The sequence below is a fragment of the Flavobacterium psychrophilum genome, from assembly GCA_001708385.1.
Classification (GTDB): Bacteria; Bacteroidota; Bacteroidia; order Flavobacteriales; family Flavobacteriaceae; genus Flavobacterium; species Flavobacterium psychrophilum_A.
On record CP012388.1, the window covers coordinates 3331427 to 3350710 of the forward strand.

Genomic DNA, 19284 nt, shown 5'->3' on the forward strand with positions numbered 1-19284 from the left:
AATAAAAATTAGCGACCATCAAAGTGAAAAAAACAGCAATATTATTTCTTACCCTTCTTAGTATACATTGTATTTGGGCTCAGGTTGAAAAGAACACGTATGAATTGGGCGTAATGCAAAGCCTTTTGACAGCAGACGTCAAAGAAGTTTTAAACAACAATTTAAAGGATAAAAAAGTTGTGTTTTTAGGAGAGTCGGGACATTTTGTTGGTTCTGATTTTTTGGCTAAAACCGAATTTATAAAGTATTTGGTTTTGGAAAAAGGATACAAAGACATTGCCTTTGAAGACGATTTCTTTGCACTGTATTTTAACCATGATAAAGCAGATCTGCATAAATTTTGGTCGAACTCTGTTCAATGCAAAGAACTGTTTGATTTTTTAAAGGAACATAATGTTACTATTTGGGGTTTCGATAACCAAATCTATTCTCAATATACCAAATCTAACTTTCTAAAAAAGCTGACTGAATTCCTGGATGCAAATGCTATTGTAGCGGATAAGGATTTTATCGGATTGACTGATACATTTTTTACAAATGCTGCCGATCTTGGTAAAACTGACGGAAAGCTAAACGTACAAAAGATACTTAGTGGAATCGATAAATTATTAGATAATGATAAGGTCATTCAGGATAAGCTTTGGTTTACTATACTGGAAAGCTACAAAACATTTTTCATGATAGTTTCCACGCACAAGGGGATCGAAAAAGGCACACCTGTAAGAGATACTCAAATGGCAAAGAACCTTGACTATCTAGTGAAAACGATGCCTCAAAAAAAGTTTATTGTATGGGTGCACAATGCCCACATGGCAAAGTATGAACACATATTTGTGCCCGGAGAAACTATGTGTGGGCAATTTGTAAAGGCTAATCCGGGTATCTCTTACCATATCGCTTTTTCAGCAATACACCTGCCTTACAGGAAGCCTAAATTGATTGAGAAGTATAGCAAAGACAAAGAAAACGTACTTCACTTTTTGCCAACTACTGAAAAAAATTATTTTATTGATTCCAAAAATGTTATCATTGAAAATCCCGAATACATAGAAAAAGAATATGACGGAATGTTCAATCTTGAAGATGATAATAAATCAAAAACAAATTGGTTTAAGCATTATGACGCTCTTGTATTTATCTCGAAGGGTGAAAATGTAATCTATCCGGAAAAAGATAAATAATAGTTCTATATCGTTCAGAAATATTTATGAACTAAAAACGCCCCTTGCTAAAGGGGCGTTTTAATATTATGTTTTGGGCAATACCCTTGCGGCAACCCGGCCAATGGTTAGTCCCTGTACTACTATTGAGAATACCACTACAAAGTACGTGATAGCAATTATAATGTCTTTATAAGGGCCATCGTTTATAGATAAGGCCAATGCGATGGAAACACCTCCGCGTAAGCCTCCCCACACAAGCATCTTTATAGTTCCGCTGCTGAATTTATCTCTGAATTTAATAAACTTGGTTGGCAGCCAGATAGAGATAAAACGGGAGAATAGTACTAATACGATACAGGCTATACCCGGAATCCAGTAATCATTAAGGTCTTTTACCAGTAAAAGGTTAAATCCGATAAAAAGGAAAAGAATAGCATTTAGTATTTCGTCATTAAGTTCCCAGAATTTATCAAGGTAATCTTTCGTAACCGGCGACATTGAATAGCGTTTCTTGAAGTTACCAATAATCAGTCCGGCAAATACCATCGTTAGCGGTCCTGAGAAATGTAGCTGCGAAGCAATAAGGTAACCACCCATTACTACAGACAGCGTTATAAGTACCGATACTTTGTAATCGTCAATTTTTCGCATAGCACGCGATGCACCAACACCTAGTGCCACACCCAGTAAGAATCCGCCCCCGGCTTCTTTTAATAAAAGCCATGATACATTAAGAACTGTAAATTCTACTGTTTTATCCTGTGCCAGCTGCAATATAACAGCGAACACAACGACAGCGACACCATCGTTAAATAACGATTCTCCTGCAATCTTGGTTTCAAGTGATTTACGAACCTTGGCTTCCTTAAGGATGCTGAGTACCGCAACCGGATCTGTTGGCGATATTAATGAACCAAACAAAAGGCAGTATATATAAGGTAAATGAAGATTTAATATAGGAAGCAGGTAGTAAAGTAATGATCCTACGACAAAAGTAGATATAACAACACTCACTGTAGAGAATACAACAATGGGCAGGCGTTGTTCTTTAAGGTCTTTAATATTAATGTGTACGGCACCTGCAAAGAGAAGGAAGTTTAGCATGGCACCCATTAACAGCTCGGTAAAATCGAAACCAGCTATAAGGGTTATAATACGGGATAAAGGTTTTGGAAATACATTACCAAAAACAACGAAGAAAATAGACACAGCCATAGCAATGACCATAACGCCAATTGTAGACGGTAATTTTAAAAAACGGACATTGAAATAGGCAAAGAACGATGCGAGAACAATAAGAACAGAAAGGGAATAGTACAATTCCATAGGCTTGTAAAACAGTATTAAGGATTATCAGATTGTATCGGAAGATGAACTGAATTTTATATAAAGATTCTGGTTTTATCGCGATACTTTAAAATAGCGTATATCTACAAACATAACGAAAAATAGCCTAAAAACCTAACTGATAGGCCTCCTTAAACAAAGAAAGCCCTGTGATTACAGGACTTCTTTGTGTATAATATTCAGTTTTATATTATTGCTTTTGTTTCGCCAGTTCTTTTTTTGTTAAAGCGTCCTGTTGTACAGGAGTAAGCGGGCCGGTTTGTACAGGCTTTGGTTTTTTAGCGGCTTTTGGTTTGTTACCGTTCGCTGTATTTTGTTTTTCGGAGTAGAGTTCCGGGTGCAATTCTTGTTTTGCACCGTCAGGAATTGCATTTTGCGCGTAAGGAGCGTGTACGTCAACAATGAAATTCCAGAAATTTCCAGTTGAATTGTCGGATACCGCAACGATAGATTTGCGGCCTTTTACCGTTATAGCATTGTCTGACGGAATATAGTAAGCATCCTCATTATTTAATGCATTTGTGAAGCGTTTTACAGTTGTAGCTTCATCGGCCTTTTTAAGAGGATTTTTTAAAACTATACTTACCTGGTAGTTGTAATGTATAACGCAGTAATAACCTTCGTTAAAATGAACTACGGGTCCGAAATCTATATCCTGTCCTGTCTTTTTCTGAATGACAGTATAGTCATCTCCATTATTTTGTTTCTTTAATCCGTCAACATAATCTTTCTCAGAGATCTCACTAAAAAGTGTCGGGTAGGTAATCTCCAAAATCGATTGATAATCGTTTTTTAGAATGAAATCCATTAATCTTCCGGTTGATTCTTGTAGTTTGGCTTTATCCTGTGCAAATCCGCATAAGGAAGCTGCCATGAATAGTACTGTGGTCAATAGTCTTGTTGTCATGTTTTAGCTTAATTTTTTCAAATATAAGTAAATAGTGTAAATAAGACCTGAAGACAGTTGTTAAAGCACAAGTTTAAAGTATTGTACTATGCAATAAATGTATAAAAACAAAAATCCCCAAATTGCTTTGGGGATTTTTTATAATTATGCCGGGAAACTATTCTGCAACAATTACCCATTCGCCTGTCGCTAAAAGCGCTTCAGCTTTTTTAAATTTCATTGTTTCCGTTTTTCCGCTCATAACGTGTTTAATAGTAACGTTATCATTACGGTTAATTTTCGGAGCGTCCCTTACGATAGTTTCTACCGTTTGAGGGCGGCTTTGGCTTTGCTGCGATACTTCGCGTGCTTTTGCAGCCATCTCATCAGTATTCATTACATCGTCTTTAGATTCGATGTAGTTTTCCTGAATCGACTCTTCTCTTGCTTCCTGAATGTTGTTAGGATTTTGAGAAGGAAGGTCGCCTTTGAAAAGGAAAGATATTACTTCTTTATTAATGCCGTCCATTGTTTTCTTGAACAGGTTGAACGCTTCGAATTTGTAAATAAGAAGCGGGTCTTTCTGCTCATGAACCGCAAGCTGCACCGATTGTTTCAGCTCATCCATTTTGCGAAGGTGTTTTTTCCATGCTTCATCAACGATAGCAAGGGTAATGTTCTTCTCAAAATCATTAACAAGCGTACGGCCTTCGCTCTGGTATGCTTTTTCAAGGTCGGTTACCACATTAAGCGTTTTGATACCGTCTGTAAACGGAACCACGATACGCTCATACTGGCCATTATTATTTTCATATACATTTTTAATAACAGGGAAAGCCTCTGCAGCATTACGCTCTGTTTTCTCAGTATAATGATCAAGAACTACTTTGTATACTTTACCTGCAAGTTCTCTTTCTGTAAGCTTTGTAAATTCAGACTCAGTTACAGGAGAGCTTAGCGAAAAAATACGGATAAGATCGAACTCAAAGTTTTTAAAGTCCTGCGTTGCTTTGTTTGTTTCCACAATAAGCTCGGCAGTATCGTACATCATGTTTGCTAAATCTACTTTAAGCCTTTCACCATGAAGTGCGTGCTTACGGCGTTTGTAAACTACTTCACGCTGTGCATTCATAACGTCATCATACTCAAGAAGGCGTTTACGAACACCAAAGTTGTTCTCTTCCACTTTCTTCTGAGCGCGCTCTATAGATTTTGTCATCATAGAGTGCTGTATAACTTCACCTTCTTTAAGACCCATACGGTCCATAATTTTAGCAACTCTTTCAGAACCGAATAGACGCATCAGGTTATCTTCAAGAGATACATAGAACTGAGAGCTTCCAGGATCTCCCTGACGACCTGCACGGCCTCGTAGCTGACGGTCCACACGACGTGAATCGTGACGCTCTGTACCAATAATAGCTAAACCACCCGCAGCCTTAACTTCCGGTGTAAGCTTAATATCGGTACCACGGCCTGCCATGTTTGTTGCAATAGTTACAACACCCGGCTTACCGGCTTCGGCAACGATCTCAGCCTCTTTTTTGTGAAGTTTTGCATTCAGTACGTTGTGAGGAACGTTTCTCATTTTAAGCATACGGCTTAAAAGCTCAGAGATCTCAACCGAAGTTGTACCAATAAGTACCGGTCTTCCTGCTGCTGATAGTGCAGAAACGTCTTCAATAACTGCATTGAATTTTTCACGCATTGTACGGTAGATAAGATCGTGCTCATCTTTACGTGAAATGCCTCTGTTTGTAGGTATCTCTACCACATCCAGTTTATAAATTTCCCAGAACTCACCTGCTTCAGTAACAGCTGTACCGGTCATACCGCCAAGCTTGCTATACATCCTGAAGTAGTTTTGCAGGGTAATAGTTGCAAATGTTTGTGTAACGGCTTCAATTTTTACGTTCTCTTTAGCTTCAATAGCCTGGTGTAAACCATCAGAGTAACGTCGTCCGTCCATGATACGGCCTGTCTGCTCATCTACAATAAGTACTTTGTTATCCATGATAACGTACTCAGTATCTTTTTCAAACAGGGTATATGCTTTTAGAAGTTGCGTTAGCGTGTGGATACGCTCGCTCTTAACAGAGAAGTCTTTAAAAAGCTCTTCTTTTTCTTCTGCCTCTGCTTCTTTGGCAAGATTTTTCTTTTCGATAGCTGCAATTTCAGTTCCGATATCCGGAAGTACAAAGAAATTATTATCTGTATCCTGAGACAGGTATTTAATACCGTTGTCAGTAAGTTCTACCTGATTGTTTTTCTCTTCAATAACAAAGTAAAGTGCTTCGTCAATTTTGTGCATGTCACGATTGTTATCGGCCATGTACTGGTTTTCTGTTTTCTGAAGCAGTTGCTTAACACCTTCTTCACTTAAGAATTTAATAAGCGCTTTGTTTTTAGGAAGCCCGCGGTGAACGCGAAGTAAAAGGAACCCACCTTCTTTAGTGTTGCCTTCACGGATAAGTTTTTTAGCTTCTGCTAAAACGCCGTTAAGCAATGTTCTCTGAAGGTTTACCAGGTTATCAATTTTCGGTTTAAGTTCTGTAAACTCGTGGCGGTCTCCCTGAGGAACCGGGCCCGAAATGATAAGTGGTGTACGTGCATCATCCACTAATACTGAATCGACCTCATCGACAATAGCATAGTTATGCTTACGTTGTACAAGATCGCTTGGCGAATGTGCCATGTTATCTCTTAGGTAGTCAAAACCAAATTCGTTATTGGTACCATAAGTAATATCAGCTAAATATGCTTTTCTACGTGCATCAGAGTTTGGCTGGTGATTGTCAATACAATCTACAGTGATACCGTGGAACTCAAATAATGGAGCTTTCCACGAGCTATCCCTTTTTGCAAGGTAGTCATTCACCGTTACCAGGTGAACACCGTTTCCTGTAAGTGCATTAAGGTAAAGAGGAAGTGTAGCCACGAGGGTTTTACCTTCACCTGTTTGCATCTCTGCAATTTTACCCTGGTGCAGTACGATACCACCAATAAGCTGAACATCATAATGAATCATATCCCAGGTAATTTCTTTACCTGCAGCATTCCATGAGTTTGCCCATGTAGCGTTATCGCCTTCTATGGCAATATATGGTTTAGTGGCCGATAGCTCCCTGTCTTTAGGAGTAGCAGTAACTGTAATAGATGTATTCTCTTTAAAACGTTTTGCTGTTTCTTTAACAACGGCAAATGCTTCAGGAAGAATATCCATTAATGTTTTTTCAGAAATATCGTAAGCTTCTTTTTCAAGAGCATCAATAGAAGCATAGATATCCTCACGGGCATCAATATCCTCTACCTTTTCAACCTCCTGTAGGTAAGATGCTATTTTAGCATCTTTCTCAGCACGGGCCTTACGGATAGTGTCTTTAAAATATATTGTTTTCTCCCTTAGCTCATCGTGGCTAAGCTGTGCTAAAGCGCTTTCATAAGACTTGATCTTATTGATTAAAGGCTGCATGGCCTTTACGTCTTTTTGCGACTTATCGCCTACAAAGGCTTTAAGAATGCTGTTTATTAAACTCATTATATTGTAATTACTTATGTTTTATTGTAATAGGATACAAATTTAGCCAAAAAAAAAGCCTCTTGGAGAGACTTTTCAATTGAATTTTATTTTTTCCTAGTATTCATCCTCGTTCCAAAGATAGTCTTCGTCGGTTGGATAATCCGGCCATATTTCTTCCATCGATTCATAGATCTCACCTTCGTCTTCAATGGATTGCAGGTTTTCTACTACCTCAAGAGGTGCGCCGGTCCTGATGGCGTAATCAATAAGCTCATCTTTGGTGGCAGGCCACGGAGCGTCACTTAAATACGACGCTAATTCTAATGTCCAATACATCTTCTAAACGATTAAAGTTTATGCAAAAATAAATTTTCTACTGAAATTCCCAAGTAAAAATTTGTTTATTTATTTAAAAAATTTAAGAACGTGTTTTTTAGTGGTCAGCATACGGTGTTCAGTAAGCAGTTTACTAACGCTTTACCTAAGATTATTACTGTAAACTGATCACTAAATACTGTAAAACCGCTAGAGTTTTTCAGGTATCCATTTCACTTCGTCAGCCTTCAGGTCATGGGACAACTTTCGTGCCAATACAAAAAGGTAGTCAGAAAGTCGGTTCAGGTAGGTTAAAACCATCTCATCGGTAGGTTCTAACTCGTTCAAATGTACCGAAAGGCGCTCCGCACGGCGGCAAACACACCTTGCAATGTGACAATATGACACTGTTGTATGCCCGCCCGGAAGCACAAAATGCGTCATCGGTGGCAGTTCACTTTCCATACTGTCTATCTCGTTTTCAAGAAGTTCAATATCAGATTCAGAAATTCTGGGAATGTTAAGCCTGTCTTTTCCATTCTTTAAAACCGCCTTTTCGGGGGCTGTTGCCAATATGGCACCCAAAGTAAACAGCCTGTCCTGTACGCGTTCCAGTATTTTCTTGTAATTTGGGTTGATATCCTGATCGCGGATAAGCCCAATGTGCGAATTTAATTCGTCTACCGTTCCGTAGCTTTCTATGCGTATATGGTGTTTAGGTACACGTGTGCCGCCAAATAGGGCAGTAGTACCTTTATCGCCTGTTTTAGTGTATACTTTCATTTTACTGGTTGTCAGTTGATGGTTGTCGGTTGTCGATAATGATAGCAATAGGAAAATCCAGCAACTACCAACCATCAACCGACAACTAATTTAAATATGCGGATTAGGATTTACATTATCACTTTCTATGATGCCGTCGCGTAGTCGTATAACCCTGTGTGCGTACGCTGCAATGTCTTCTTCGTGAGTAACGAGGATAACGGTATTGCCGTTAGCGTGTATTTCTCCAAAAAGTTTCATTATCTCTACAGATGTTTTACTGTCAAGGTTACCGGTTGGCTCATCGGCAAGAATTATAGACGGGTGGTTTACCAGTGCACGCGCTACAGCAACCCTTTGGCGCTGTCCGCCCGAAAGCTGGTTGGGTTTATGATCCATCCTGTCTTCAAGGCCTACCTGTGTAAGCACTTTTGTGGCGCGGGCATTACGGTCAGATTTTTTGTAGCCGGCGTAAACCATTGGCAGGGCTACATTATCAAGCGCGGTAGTTCGCGGTAAAAGGTTAAATGTCTGGAAAACAAAACCAATCTCTTTATTACGAATGCCTGCAAGCTCATCGTCTGCCATTCGGCTTACATCTTTTCCGTTAAGGATATAGATTCCTCCGGTTGGCGTGTCAAGGCATCCCAGTATATTCATAAGTGTACTCTTCCCAGAACCTGATGGTCCCATAAGCGCTACGTACTCACCCTTATTTATATGTAGGTCTACACCTTTAAGTACCTTAACGATTTCGCTGCCAAGCGGAAAATCGCGGGTTATATTTTTAATTTCAATTATCGTTTCTGCCATTTGATGATGATTTGAGGCTAAAAGTAATGAAATTTTTTGAGTTGATGATTGTCGATATTTTCGATTAAGAGTAAAAACCAGAATGACGTATCCGCGTAATTGTGTAAGGGTTTGGATGGAATTACATAACACGATTTAGCAACTGTTAGTTACTTTTAAAATAAGTTACCTGTGCATTTTAAATGAATCTGTAAATAAGGCGAGGCCATATCTGGGGGAACGAAACTGAACATTTCATGAAGCAGGATAAATATTCTGTGAATGGGTTTATAATATTTAGAATTATGAAAAAACTATGTTTTACACTTTCGGTTGTTGGCCTTGTAATGGCTTCGTCATTGTTTTGGAGTTCTTTTTTTAGAATGAAAGACGTGAACGATGCTATTTACACCACGCTTGAAGGAATATTTATGGTTACCTCAATATTCTGTGTAGTTCTTACAATAGACAGTGTTTTAAGGCCTTCGCAAATAATTTTAAGGGTTAAGAAGCGTTTGTAGTATCATATAAAATATTGGGAAATTAAAAAATATACTCACCTTTATTATAATTTTTTTAACAAAATGTGGTTTTCCACATTTTTAATATTACTTTTAGGGCGTCTTAAATACGTGCATTTTTGGTTAGCCGGGGGGCAGCACCAAAATAGGTTTCGGCCAGCCGTATTTAAGTGCATGAGTATACTTTAGGAAAGAGGATGCTTAGGTGTCCTCTTTCTTTCTCTTAAAAAAGTTATCATGCAAAAACGTTTTTCCTCCCCACCCTTCAGTATAAGTCTGAAGGAAGGGGTGGCAGGTGAACGGTTTTTATGTGCTTTCGATTATTTCCATTGCAAATTAAATCGAGGTTTAAAAGCAGGCGCAATGTTTTATTTTTAGGTGGCTGATCTCTGCTATTTCGGGCGAAATGCAAAATTGATCACATCCTTTTAAAAGATTATCCTATTTAGATATCTCCAAAAAATCCCATTTCAGCAAGGTTATAGCCTATAAAAGCTATAAATGCGATTAGTGTTGCTACTGCTGCCATTTGTATTGCATCTTTACTTTTTGTGGTGTCCGCACCTACTGCTTTCTCTTCTTTATATTTTTTTATAGAAAAATACAACATGGCCGGAGATAATAACGCTGTAATCCACATGTACTTTAACGGGTTCTGAAATACTATAACTATGCTTAAGAGTGTGAACAGCCCTGTTATTTTTAAGCCTTGTGCGGCAGGAGTAGCTTTTTGCATCTAATGAATTTTGTAAAAAGTTACTTTGTTTTTATTGCTTCAGTTTCTATCAGGCCTGATTCTATATGGGGTAAATGTGCATTTTTTACAAACGGTACACGAAACATTGGTTTGCCCATAATAGTGTCAACCTCAAGTTTTTTGGTTGTGCGATTAAGAGGTAGTATGAAATCAGTCGTAAATTCAGCATTCATCATTACCAGTTGTGGCTTTCCGGTAAATGTACTGTCTTTCAGGTGCAGGCTTAGACTGTCAACAGTAGCATTGTATATAGAATTTCGCATTGTATTATCTTCAATATATAGGTATAAGTCCATCCTTTTATTATTATAAAACTTAAGTTTATCTACACGTATAGTTTTTTCGCCAGCGTGAAACAACGCATAATCCTGTGTTTGTTTACTGCATGAAAAGCAAAAAAGTAAAAGAAATAATGATGTTGCAGTTATAAATTTTCGAAGCATGATTTTGTTTTTTGGCTAAAATAATAAAAAAACCACCAGTGCAGGTGGTTTCAATGTTATGGTAGTGTTCAATTACGCAACACTGGTTACGCCATTCATCTTTGTTAATATAATTGGCGCACCATCAGTTACTACAATGGTGTGCTCGTGCTGTGCCATATAACCGCCTTTGTTACCAACCATCGTCCAGCCGTCGTTTAATTCTTCGGCATAGGTTGAAGATGTTGATATAAACGTTTCTATTGCGACCACCGATCCCTTTTTAAAACGCCTCATGTCAAACCTGTTTCTGTAGTTCAGCAATTCGTCCGGCTGCTCGTGCAGGCTTCTGCCAATACCATGCCCTCCCAGGTTTTTTATTACTTTATAACCACGCTTTTTCGCTTCGGTTTCCATCAGGTGGCCTATGTCGGCAATCTTTACACCGCCCTTAATATTGCTAATAGCTTTGGCAAGTATCTCTTTAGAAGCATTTACAAGCTTTTGGTGCTGGTGTACATCATTACCCAAAACAAACGACGATCCGTTATCAGACCAATAACCGTTAAGTTCTGCCGATACATCTATGTTTATAAGGTCGCCTTCTTTTAAAACCCGTTTGTCAGACGGTATGCCGTGGCAAAACTCGTTGTCTACACTTATACAGGTATACCCGGGAAAGCCATACGTTAAAAAGGGTGCCGACTTTGCTCCAAAGCCTTCAAGTAGCTTTGCGCCATACGCATCAAGTTCCTTTGTGGTCATGCCGGGTTTAGCATAGTCTATCATCTCTTTAAGGGTATAGGCTACTGCTTCACTGGCTTTTTGCATACCGATTAGCTCTTCTTCTTTTGTTATCGACATAATATCTAAAATTGCATTTACGTAAAAATAGTGAAAAACTCTCAGTTTGTCAAAACCAAAAACCACCCGCAAAGGTGGTTTTACTAATTTAGATTGGTTTGTATTTTATACAGGCCTATGTTTATCCTTTTGTAGAAATAGGGTCTGAGCTTCGTGGATATGTGCGCTCTTCCTGTATTGTGCCATCCATTTTGTGTATTACTACAGAACATTTGCTGTGGTTTTTTGCCATTGCAACCGTACGGTTTACCACATCTTGTTTGTTTTCGCCCGTTACCGATGCGCGTCCCGCATGTTCCATTACACCTTTCCAGCCATCACGGCCGTTTCTCATTACGTGATATACCCTGCGTTCCATGATATTTTGTTGTTTTTAGTTGATGTGATAAAAGTACAATGAGAATTAATATGAAATTCTTAAGATATTGCTAATTAACAGATTAAGCTTAAAGCGGTTTTGTGTTAAAGTTGAAAAGTTATCAATTATGTATAACGTTATAGCAATATTTTCATTACATTTAGATAACATAAAATCAAGCGCTTATGAAAATATCGGTATTCTTAGTCTTGCTTTTGGTTTCGGGATCATGCTGTTATGCTCAGGACGGCTATCCTGTTCCGCCGCACAACCCTGGTCGGCTTTTCTATATTCAACACGCTAACAACCATAATACCTTTGTTTACGACGCCAATTTGCTTAATAGTAAATCGCTCGATCATGAGAGTCCTATTAATGTATATCGTCTTAACTATAAAAAGGGAGGTATTAAGGAAGAACTGAGCGGGTTGCAACGTAAAATGGCTTATGGTGTTAGTATTACTAAAGCTGCAGCCAACCTTTTCGATTTTACCCTGGCGGCATATCCTACAAAAAAATTCACGCTTAAACTTAATAACGAGGGAACTCCCCATGTAACGGTTCTAATCAATGGCAAAAACATAGTACTCCGTAAAATGTTTTTGTATTGCAATAAACTTGGTACAGCAGTTTCATCAATAAATTTCTACGGAAAAGACGCTTCAACAGGAAAAGACATTACCGAGAAATTTGTCGTGAAAGACTAAATGCCAAAGCGTAACATTGTTTTTTAGTTTTTGATTTTAAATGTATTAATCTAATTTAATTTTACACTTAAAAGTTGTATTTCAAATACATAAAGTGCAATATTAAATGGTCTCTTTTTATCAAATGGGGTTTCTTAAAATGTTAATACATTCTTAAGTATTCCCAATATATAGTTAAGTCTGCTAAATTATTCTTAATAAATTAATAGTTATTTTGAAATGTGGCTAACGATAGACTAATTTTAACCTATCAAAGTAACATAAAAATACAAACAACCATGAAAAGATTCAATTTAGCATTAGGCGCTGTCCTAATAGCGGCAGGATTTACATCTTGCAAAGACGAGAAAAAAGAGACTGCAAAAACTAACGTAGACCATTATGTAGTATACGTAGATTCAGTAAACGGCCTTGACGCTGCCGAGAGGTCTGCAAACTGGGCTGCTATCGAAGCTGGTTACCAGGCAAGAGTTGCAGAAGCAGAAGCAGCACTTGCAACATTAGAGAATGATGCAGAAGCTCAAAAAAGAATTGAAGAGACCAAATCTAAATATGACGGTGTAAAAGTTCAGGCAGAAAATGATGCTAAAGCAAAAGCTCAGGCTGACGCAGCAGCGGCAGCTCCTGCAGGAAATTCTCTTGCAGATAAATATTTTGGTGCAGGTAATGTAATTGGCAACGATATGACATTTGCATGGGTTAACAAAGATAACATTCTTAGTGTTTATACTAAATTTTACGAAACGTTTGATGCTAACAAAGATGAATATTCAAGACAGGATCTTGACAAAATCAAAGCATATTATGAGGCTCTTGACTCTCGTAAAAATACTGTAGAAAAAGAGGGTCTTTCTAGTGAAGACAACAGAAAAATCGCAGGTCTTAAACTTAAGTTTGCTCCGAAATTCCGTTGGGAACGTATGACTGCTAAAGGTGAAGAAAACAAAGACGCGAAAGAAAAAGCTAACTAATATAAGGTTTTTTTATATAAATTTGTGTGAGAAAAGGCGTGCTTAGGTACGCCTTTTTTTATTGAACAAGGTTAGTATAACAATCCCCAAAGTTTCCTGGCTCCTATAATGAAGTCAAGAAACTTTGAGTTTGTTGTGCGTACTGTGAAATGTTCTTTTGCCTGCCCTTTTCTTATAAATAAAATACCCAAATGGTAGGTGTCGATGGTAACAGATACATGAGGATCTTGTTTAACGGCTTCCCATAGTTTCTCACTATTTTCTGAAGTGTGTATGTTTGCTAAAATGCAAAAACTATTATTCCCCATGTTTGGTAATAGTTTTTCAATTGTAGTATTTACTTCATTTTTATCGGATGGCGAAATATAAGCCATGTTAATAACTCCGGGTATAGGTGCAAGAGGCGAAAAAAACCAGACTTTGTTTTTTATATGCTCGCCACAGCGTCTTATGGTTTCTGTAACTTCACCCGACTCATCTCCTAAAACATATACTTTTTCAGCTCTGAAATAAATCATTAGGCGACAAAGGATGTCTGTCGCTTTTTTATTTAAGACAGGCTTTTCATTGTTGTAATCTTTCGGTATCCTTACGCTACGGGTATTTAGTCCTCTTGCTACGATATCGTATACAAAAGGAGAATGCACTCCGTGAGCATCAACAGAGTTCCAGAGAAATTTGCTGTAAGATAGTTTTTTCATGAAAAATTACAGTACTAATTATCTGTATCGATCAACTGTAAACTGTTAACCGAAAACTGTAAACTAAATTTACCCTTCCATCTTTGCGCTAAGTTCAAACCAGCGCTCGGTATTGGTCTCTATTTTTTTGAGGATAACTTCAAGATCGGCAGCTTTTTTGGCAATGTCTGCGTCAGCAATACTGCCTTCAGAGAATTGCTTTTCTATAGTTTCTTTTTCGCGTTCCAGGTCTTTTATGTCTTTTTCAACTTTTTGGAATTCCTTTTGCTCGTTAAAAGTTAATCCTGCCTTTACATTGTTTTGTTTCCAGGCTTTTTTGTTATCTCCAACAGGTTTCAATTCTTCTTTGCTGGGTTCGGCACTGTCTTCATAGGCACGGAAATCACTATAATTCCCAGGGAAATCTTCTATGATGCCTTCGCCTCTAAAAACAAAAAGGTGGTCTACGATCTTATCCATAAAATACCTGTCGTGAGATACTACGATAAGACAGCCCGGGTAGTCTAGAAGAAAGCTTTCCAATACGTTTAGGGTAACGATGTCAAGGTCGTTGGTAGGCTCATCCAGAATCAGGAAATTCGGATTCTGAATAAGAACTGTACATAGGTATAGTCGCTTAAGCTCACCACCGCTTAATTTCTCAACAAAATCATATTGCTTCTTACGGTCAAACAGGAATTTCTCCAATAACTGTGAAGCAGAAATTGTCCTTCCTTTAGCAAGTGGAATATATTCCCCGTATTCTTTAATGATGTCTATAACTTTTTGCTCCGGCTTAGGGTTTATGCCACTTTGGGTGTAATAGCCTATTTTAATTGTTTCGCCGGTAATTACTTTTCCGCCATCCGGAGGCATGGTTTGGGTAAGTATATTAAGAAAAGTTGATTTTCCGGTTCCGTTTTTCCCAATAATGCCAATACGCTCGCCTTTTTTAAAGTTGAAGCTAAAGTTTTCGAGAATGGTTTTGCTTTCAAATTTTTTAGAAACGTTGTGTAGCTCAACAATTTTGCTACCCATGCGTTCCATATTTATTTCAAGTTCTACCTGGTAATCTTTACGGCGGCTGTGCGCTTTTTCCTGAATTACATAAAAGTCATCCTGGCGTGATTTCGACTTTGTTGTACGCGCTTTAGGCTGGCGGCGCATCCAGTCAAGTTCTTTAACGTAAAGGTTTTTAGCTTTATCAACACTTGCGTTTTCGGCAGCAATACGCTCTTCTTTCTTTTGAAGATAATAAGAGTAATTACCTTTATATTGGTATAGCTTACCGTTTTCAAGCTCTATAATTTCATTACATACACGCTCTAAAAAGAAACGGTCGTGCGTAACCATAAATAAAGTCATGTTTTCTTTGGCAAAGTAATTTTCCAGCCACTCTATCATTTCAAGGTCAAGGTGATTGGTAGGCTCATCCAGAATTAGCAGGTCGGGTTTGCTGATAAGAATAATAGCAAGGGCAACACGCTTTTTCTGGCCACCGCTCATGTTCTTAATCTTCACCTTCATGTCTTCCAGTTTCAGCTTGAAGAGGATTTGCTTGTATTGGGTTTCAAAATCCCAGGCATTGTGCATGTCCATACGTTCAAAAGCCTTTTGGTAGGCTTCCTCATCATCCGGATTTTCAAGTGCTTTCTCGTATTGCTCAATTACTTTCAGTATTTCATTATCCGATGCAAAAATACTTTCCTCAATAGTAAGTTCCGGGTTAAGGTTAGGTTCCTGACTTAAGAAAGCCATTTTCATTTCCTTACGTAAAACAACCTGTCCTGTATCGGGCATGTCTTCTCCGGTGATAATTTTAAGGATGCTGGTTTTTCCGGTACCGTTCTTTGCTACGAAAGCAATTTTCTGGTCTTTATTGATTCCGAAAGATAGGTTTTCAAAAAGCGTACGCTCCCCGAATGATTTGGATATGTTTTCTACTGAAAGGTAATTCACTGTGCCTTATTTTTTTGCAAAAGTAAACTTTTTGTTTCAGGTTTCAAGTTGTTTTGTGTGTTGAAAACGAAGCTGCAGCCTACTGTGACTGAAAACTGGTAACTATATGTAACTCAACCACCATTTTTTATGCCTGCTCTTGTAATTATTGTACCACCGGCTTGGGAAGTAGCAAAGCACTAAAACAAAAATCCATATCAGGTATACTATGCCTAATGTAAATCCGAAATTTTCTCTCGGGCGAAAGCCAAAAGCCATTTTTAATTTAAAATTATCCGCAAATTCATAGCCTTCTGCAAAGAATAATAGTGTGCAAAGTATATGTATTAGATATATGTGTATCAGGTAATAGAAAAACGGCACTCGCCCAAATACATTAAAGACGGCAGTAACTGAGTTTCTTATGTTTTCTATAAGTGCAAGTACAATCAAAGCCGGGCCAAGTGTCATACAGGCGTACATTAAAGAAGGCGGATATTTAGTAACATTCAGAAAAGATAGCACGGTGTAGGTGAAGCTAGGTTGTGTTTCCCATGGTGCGGGATCGCCATAGCTGTTGATTAATCGTAATCCAATAAAGAAAATTATGAGAAGACTGCCTGTGGTAATTAGGGCTTTTTTTCTTGTTTCGGGTCTGATGTTGCTATTATACCATCTTCCTGCGGCGTAACCTAAGAGCATGATGCCTGTCCACGGTAATATGGCGTAGGCTGTCATAAATCTAAGGCTGCCTAAAACGTAGGGTTCAAATTCTGTGATCAGGAAAAAATTAGCAGCGACATCCAGATTGTCATCGGTAATAGTAACGTAATCCATAAGGTTGTGGAGCAATGTTATAAGGATACCTATTGTTACCATTGCCAAATACCGGAGGAATATCAGTGCAGAAAGTAATACCATACTGCAGCCTATTGCCCAGATAACCTGAAGGAAAAAGAAATTAAAGTTGATGTTGAAACTCCATCCGAAGCCTACAAAGGTTAGTTCTGCAAACATAAGCCACAAACCGCGGGTGAGTAAAAACCATGCAAGTTCTTTTTTGCTTTTCCTGATGCTTTGCAGGTAAATTGACGTGCCTGATAGGAAAACAAATGTTGGAGCGCAAAAATGGGTTATCCATCGGGTAAAAAACAATATCGGCGTTGTGGTTTCCATATTTGTCGGGTCACCGGTCATAGCGTCAATATGAAAATAATCACGTGTATGGTCTAAAGCCATTAGCGCCATTATGATGCCTCTCAGTACATCTATAGATTGAATGCGTTGTTTTAGGATGTCCATTCGTGGTCGATTTTGGTTGCGATAAATATAGCGGTAAATTTAACTCAAAAGCCTATTTAAGACAAAAAGTCATGTAAAGCGTCATTTTGTCTGTAGTTTTTAGATTGGAATAAAAGTTGACTATTACTTATCAAATATTTGAAAAGTCAAACACTAAAAAATAAGATTATGAACGTAATAAAACGAAATGCAGCTCACGGATTACCAATTGTAATGGATCAGTTCTTCAAAGATATTTTAGGAGGTACGCAGTACAACCAAACTGCAGTTCCACCCGTAAACGTAAAAGAAACTGATACTGCTTTTACACTCGAACTAGTTGCTCCGGGATTGAAAAAAGAAAATTTCAACATAGAAATTGATAAAGATCTTTTAACAATTTCTTCAGAAATTAAAACGGAGAATACAGAAGAGAAGGAAGGTAAATTTACAAGGAGAGAGTTTCGCAGCGCATCATTTAAAAGGTCTTTCAAACTACCTGATAATGTAAAAGCGGAAGATATTAATGCTTCGTATCAGGATGGTATACTTACAGTTAGCCTTCCTAAGAAAGAAGAAGCGCAGCTGCCTGCAAAAAGGTCGGTTGCAATAGTGTAATAATGATTGGATTTGGTTAGTTAGTTATAAAAGCGCTCCGCAGGGAGCGCTTTTATTTTTTGCCGAAATCTTATTTTTTGCCAGGCTTTTGGCTTAAGATTTTTGAAATTCGCAAATTCTTCTATCTTTGCCAAATGCAGTTGTCCGTAATCATACTCAATTACAATGTCCGCTACTTTTTAGAGCAGTGCGTACTTAGTGTACAGCACGCTATTAAAAATATTGAGGCTGAGATAATTGTAGTAGATAACAATTCTAAAGACGACAGCTGTGCAATGATGAAGGATCGTTTTCCTGAAATTGCGCTTATAGAAAACACAGAGAATACAGGCTTTCCAAAGGGTAATAATATTGGTGTAGCTGCCGCAAAAGGTGAATATATCTGTATTTTAAATCCCGATACCGTTATTGCAGAAGACACTTTTTCAAGTATCCTGGAATTTGCCGGAGATCAAAAAGATTTTGGAATATCCGGTATAAAACTAGTTGATGGTCGTGGCCATTTTTTACCCGAAAGTAAAAGGGGAGTGCCTACACCGTGGGTCGCTTTTACCAAAATTGGCGGTTTATATAAGCTTCTGCCGAGGCGCGAGATATTTAACCGTTATTATGCACAGCATCTTAATGAAAATCAAAGTGGGAAAGTAGATATACTTGTAGGTGCCTTTATGGTAATGAAACGCGAAGTATATCTTTCAGTAGGTGGATTTGATGAAGATTGCTTTATGTATAGTGATGATATAGATCTTTCATATACAGTGCTTAAAAAAGGGTTACGCAATTATTATTTTGCCGGAAGTGCCGTAATACATTATAAGGGAGAAAGTACGGTTAAAGACGGTGCTTATATGAAACGCTTTAGAGAAGCTATGCAGTTTTTTTATAATAAGCATTTTAGGAAATCACCCCAATTTGATCTTCTTATGAAAATAGGAACGTTCTTCTTTGCAGTAGCTAAGAAAAACAAAGTTATACCTGTGTATGTGCCTCAGCACTATATTCTGGTTTCGGATAATGAAAAACTTCGTGAGGCTATTCAGCAGCGACTTGGTAAAAGTGTAATTAGGACTACGCAGATTGCTAATGTACTATCGCTAAAAAATAAGAAAGCAGAGGTTATATTTGATAATGAGCTACTAAGCTTTAAAGAATGTATTACCTTTATGGAGCAGCAAAAAAACAATGGTTATACTTTTAAGATACGGCCTGAGGGTAGTGATTATCTTATAGGTAGTAACAGTAGTAATGACAGGGGAGAGGTAATTCTTCTCGATGGAATGTGATTAAAAGAAAAACGATATAGTATGCTAAAAATTATACTAAAAACGGCAACGCCTCATTTTTTTTATTAATTTCGCAAACTGAAATAGTAATTTTACCTT

General features: G+C 37.9%; 18 protein-coding genes and 1 pseudogene. 6 read left to right on the top strand and 13 right to left on the bottom strand.

What is annotated here, in order from left to right:
* Positions 1–23: 23 nt before the first annotated feature.
* Positions 24–1181: a hypothetical protein gene (locus ALW18_14705; protein ID AOE53655.1), complete on the top strand. Its 1158-nt coding sequence runs from the start codon at positions 24–26 to the stop codon at positions 1179–1181.
* Positions 1182–1247: 66 nt separating this feature from the next.
* Here the strand turns inward: ALW18_14705 and ALW18_14710 are convergent, their stop codons facing one another.
* The 6 genes from ALW18_14710 to ALW18_14735 all read right to left on the bottom strand — a co-directional run bounded on the left by ALW18_14710 (position 1248) and on the right by ALW18_14735 (position 8806).
* Positions 1248–2489 carry a sodium:proton antiporter gene (locus ALW18_14710; GenBank protein AOE53656.1) on the bottom strand — a complete coding sequence of 414 codons (1242 nt, stop codon included), beginning with the start codon at positions 2487–2489 and terminating at the stop codon, positions 1248–1250.
* Positions 2490–2700: 211 nt separating this feature from the next.
* Positions 2701–3417 carry a hypothetical protein gene (locus ALW18_14715; GenBank protein ID AOE53657.1) on the bottom strand — a complete coding sequence of 239 codons (717 nt, stop codon included), beginning with the start codon at positions 3415–3417 and terminating at the stop codon, positions 2701–2703.
* A gap of 157 nt (positions 3418–3574) precedes the next feature.
* Complete coding sequence (secA, locus tag ALW18_14720; GenBank protein ID AOE53658.1) at positions 3575–6934, bottom strand: preprotein translocase subunit SecA; 3360 nt, start codon at positions 6932–6934, stop codon at positions 3575–3577.
* Between the two features lie 96 nt (positions 6935–7030).
* Positions 7031–7252: a hypothetical protein gene (locus ALW18_14725; protein ID AOE53659.1), complete on the bottom strand. Its 222-nt coding sequence runs from the start codon at positions 7250–7252 to the stop codon at positions 7031–7033.
* A gap of 189 nt (positions 7253–7441) precedes the next feature.
* Positions 7442–8014, bottom strand: coding sequence for a cob(I)yrinic acid a c-diamide adenosyltransferase (locus ALW18_14730; protein AOE53660.1), 573 nt, complete (start codon positions 8012–8014; stop codon positions 7442–7444).
* Between the two features lie 90 nt (positions 8015–8104).
* Entirely contained in the window at positions 8105–8806 is a 702-nt protein-coding gene (locus tag ALW18_14735) for a macrolide ABC transporter ATP-binding protein (GenBank protein AOE53661.1), read from the bottom strand.
* Between the two features lie 284 nt (positions 8807–9090).
* Here ALW18_14735 and ALW18_14740 point away from each other — a divergent pair, with 284 nt between their 5' ends.
* Positions 9091–9306: a hypothetical protein gene (locus ALW18_14740; GenBank protein ID AOE53662.1), complete on the top strand. Its 216-nt coding sequence runs from the start codon at positions 9091–9093 to the stop codon at positions 9304–9306.
* 445 nt (positions 9307–9751) lie between these two features.
* Here the strand turns inward: ALW18_14740 and ALW18_14745 are convergent, their stop codons facing one another.
* The 4 genes from ALW18_14745 to ALW18_14760 form a co-directional block, all read right to left on the bottom strand.
* The gene (locus ALW18_14745) at positions 9752–10042 is read right to left on the bottom strand and encodes a hypothetical protein (GenBank protein AOE53663.1); all 291 of its coding nucleotides are present in this window, start codon (positions 10040–10042) and stop codon (positions 9752–9754) included.
* 20 nt (positions 10043–10062) lie between these two features.
* Positions 10063–10506, bottom strand: coding sequence for a hypothetical protein (locus tag ALW18_14750; GenBank protein ID AOE53664.1), 444 nt, complete (start codon positions 10504–10506; stop codon positions 10063–10065).
* 72 nt (positions 10507–10578) lie between these two features.
* Positions 10579–11349: a methionine aminopeptidase gene (locus tag ALW18_14755; GenBank protein AOE54435.1), complete on the bottom strand. Its 771-nt coding sequence runs from the start codon at positions 11347–11349 to the stop codon at positions 10579–10581.
* A 121-nt stretch (positions 11350–11470) separates the two neighbouring features.
* A complete protein-coding gene (locus tag ALW18_14760) occupies positions 11471–11707 on the bottom strand; it encodes a hypothetical protein (GenBank protein ID AOE53665.1) in 237 nt (78 codons plus the stop codon).
* Between the two features lie 251 nt (positions 11708–11958).
* Here ALW18_14760 and ALW18_14765 point away from each other — a divergent pair.
* Positions 11959–12312, top strand: a pseudogene (locus tag ALW18_14765) (hypothetical protein).
* Between the two features lie 380 nt (positions 12313–12692).
* A complete protein-coding gene (locus ALW18_14770; protein AOE53666.1) occupies positions 12693–13385 on the top strand; it encodes a hypothetical protein in 693 nt (230 codons plus the stop codon).
* A 71-nt stretch (positions 13386–13456) separates the two neighbouring features.
* Here the strand turns inward: ALW18_14770 and ALW18_14775 are convergent, their stop codons facing one another.
* The 3 genes from ALW18_14775 to ALW18_14785 form a co-directional block, all read right to left on the bottom strand.
* Positions 13457–14086 carry a hypothetical protein gene (locus ALW18_14775; protein AOE53667.1) on the bottom strand — a complete coding sequence of 210 codons (630 nt, stop codon included), beginning with the start codon at positions 14084–14086 and terminating at the stop codon, positions 13457–13459.
* Positions 14087–14155: 69 nt separating this feature from the next.
* Positions 14156–16024 carry an ABC transporter gene (locus ALW18_14780; GenBank protein AOE53668.1) on the bottom strand — a complete coding sequence of 623 codons (1869 nt, stop codon included), beginning with the start codon at positions 16022–16024 and terminating at the stop codon, positions 14156–14158.
* Between the two features lie 102 nt (positions 16025–16126).
* Entirely contained in the window at positions 16127–17305 is a 1179-nt protein-coding gene (locus tag ALW18_14785) for a hypothetical protein (protein ID AOE53669.1), read from the bottom strand.
* A gap of 168 nt (positions 17306–17473) precedes the next feature.
* Between ALW18_14785 and ALW18_14790 the strand changes: the two genes are divergently transcribed.
* Both ALW18_14790 and ALW18_14795 read left to right on the top strand, forming a co-directional pair.
* Complete coding sequence (locus ALW18_14790; GenBank protein ID AOE53670.1) at positions 17474–17902, top strand: hypothetical protein; 429 nt, start codon at positions 17474–17476, stop codon at positions 17900–17902.
* Positions 17903–18036: 134 nt separating this feature from the next.
* A complete protein-coding gene (locus ALW18_14795; GenBank protein ID AOE53671.1) occupies positions 18037–19185 on the top strand; it encodes a glycosyl transferase family 2 in 1149 nt (382 codons plus the stop codon).
* Positions 19186–19284 lie beyond the last annotated feature (99 nt).

Coding starts and splice junctions, on each gene's coding strand:
- ALW18_14710 (AOE53656.1), bottom strand. CDS start 2,489: ATGGAATTGTACTATTCCCTTTCTGTTCTTATTGTTCTCGCATCGTTC.
- ALW18_14715 (AOE53657.1), bottom strand. CDS start 3,417: ATGACAACAAGACTATTGACCACAGTACTATTCATGGCAGCTTCCTTA.
- secA (AOE53658.1), bottom strand. CDS start 6,934: ATGAGTTTAATAAACAGCATTCTTAAAGCCTTTGTAGGCGATAAGTCG.
- ALW18_14725 (AOE53659.1), bottom strand. CDS start 7,252: ATGTATTGGACATTAGAATTAGCGTCGTATTTAAGTGACGCTCCGTGG.
- ALW18_14730 (AOE53660.1), bottom strand. CDS start 8,014: ATGAAAGTATACACTAAAACAGGCGATAAAGGTACTACTGCCCTATTT.
- ALW18_14735 (AOE53661.1), bottom strand. CDS start 8,806: ATGGCAGAAACGATAATTGAAATTAAAAATATAACCCGCGATTTTCCG.
- ALW18_14740 (AOE53662.1), top strand. CDS start 9,091: ATGAAAAAACTATGTTTTACACTTTCGGTTGTTGGCCTTGTAATGGCT.
- ALW18_14745 (AOE53663.1), bottom strand. CDS start 10,042: ATGCAAAAAGCTACTCCTGCCGCACAAGGCTTAAAAATAACAGGGCTG.
- ALW18_14750 (AOE53664.1), bottom strand. CDS start 10,506: ATGCTTCGAAAATTTATAACTGCAACATCATTATTTCTTTTACTTTTT.
- ALW18_14755 (AOE54435.1), bottom strand. CDS start 11,349: ATGTCGATAACAAAAGAAGAAGAGCTAATCGGTATGCAAAAAGCCAGT.
- ALW18_14760 (AOE53665.1), bottom strand. CDS start 11,707: ATGGAACGCAGGGTATATCACGTAATGAGAAACGGCCGTGATGGCTGG.
- ALW18_14770 (AOE53666.1), top strand. CDS start 12,693: ATGAAAAGATTCAATTTAGCATTAGGCGCTGTCCTAATAGCGGCAGGA.
- ALW18_14775 (AOE53667.1), bottom strand. CDS start 14,086: ATGAAAAAACTATCTTACAGCAAATTTCTCTGGAACTCTGTTGATGCT.
- ALW18_14785 (AOE53669.1), bottom strand. CDS start 17,305: ATGGACATCCTAAAACAACGCATTCAATCTATAGATGTACTGAGAGGC.
- ALW18_14790 (AOE53670.1), top strand. CDS start 17,474: ATGAACGTAATAAAACGAAATGCAGCTCACGGATTACCAATTGTAATG.
- ALW18_14795 (AOE53671.1), top strand. CDS start 18,037: ATGCAGTTGTCCGTAATCATACTCAATTACAATGTCCGCTACTTTTTA.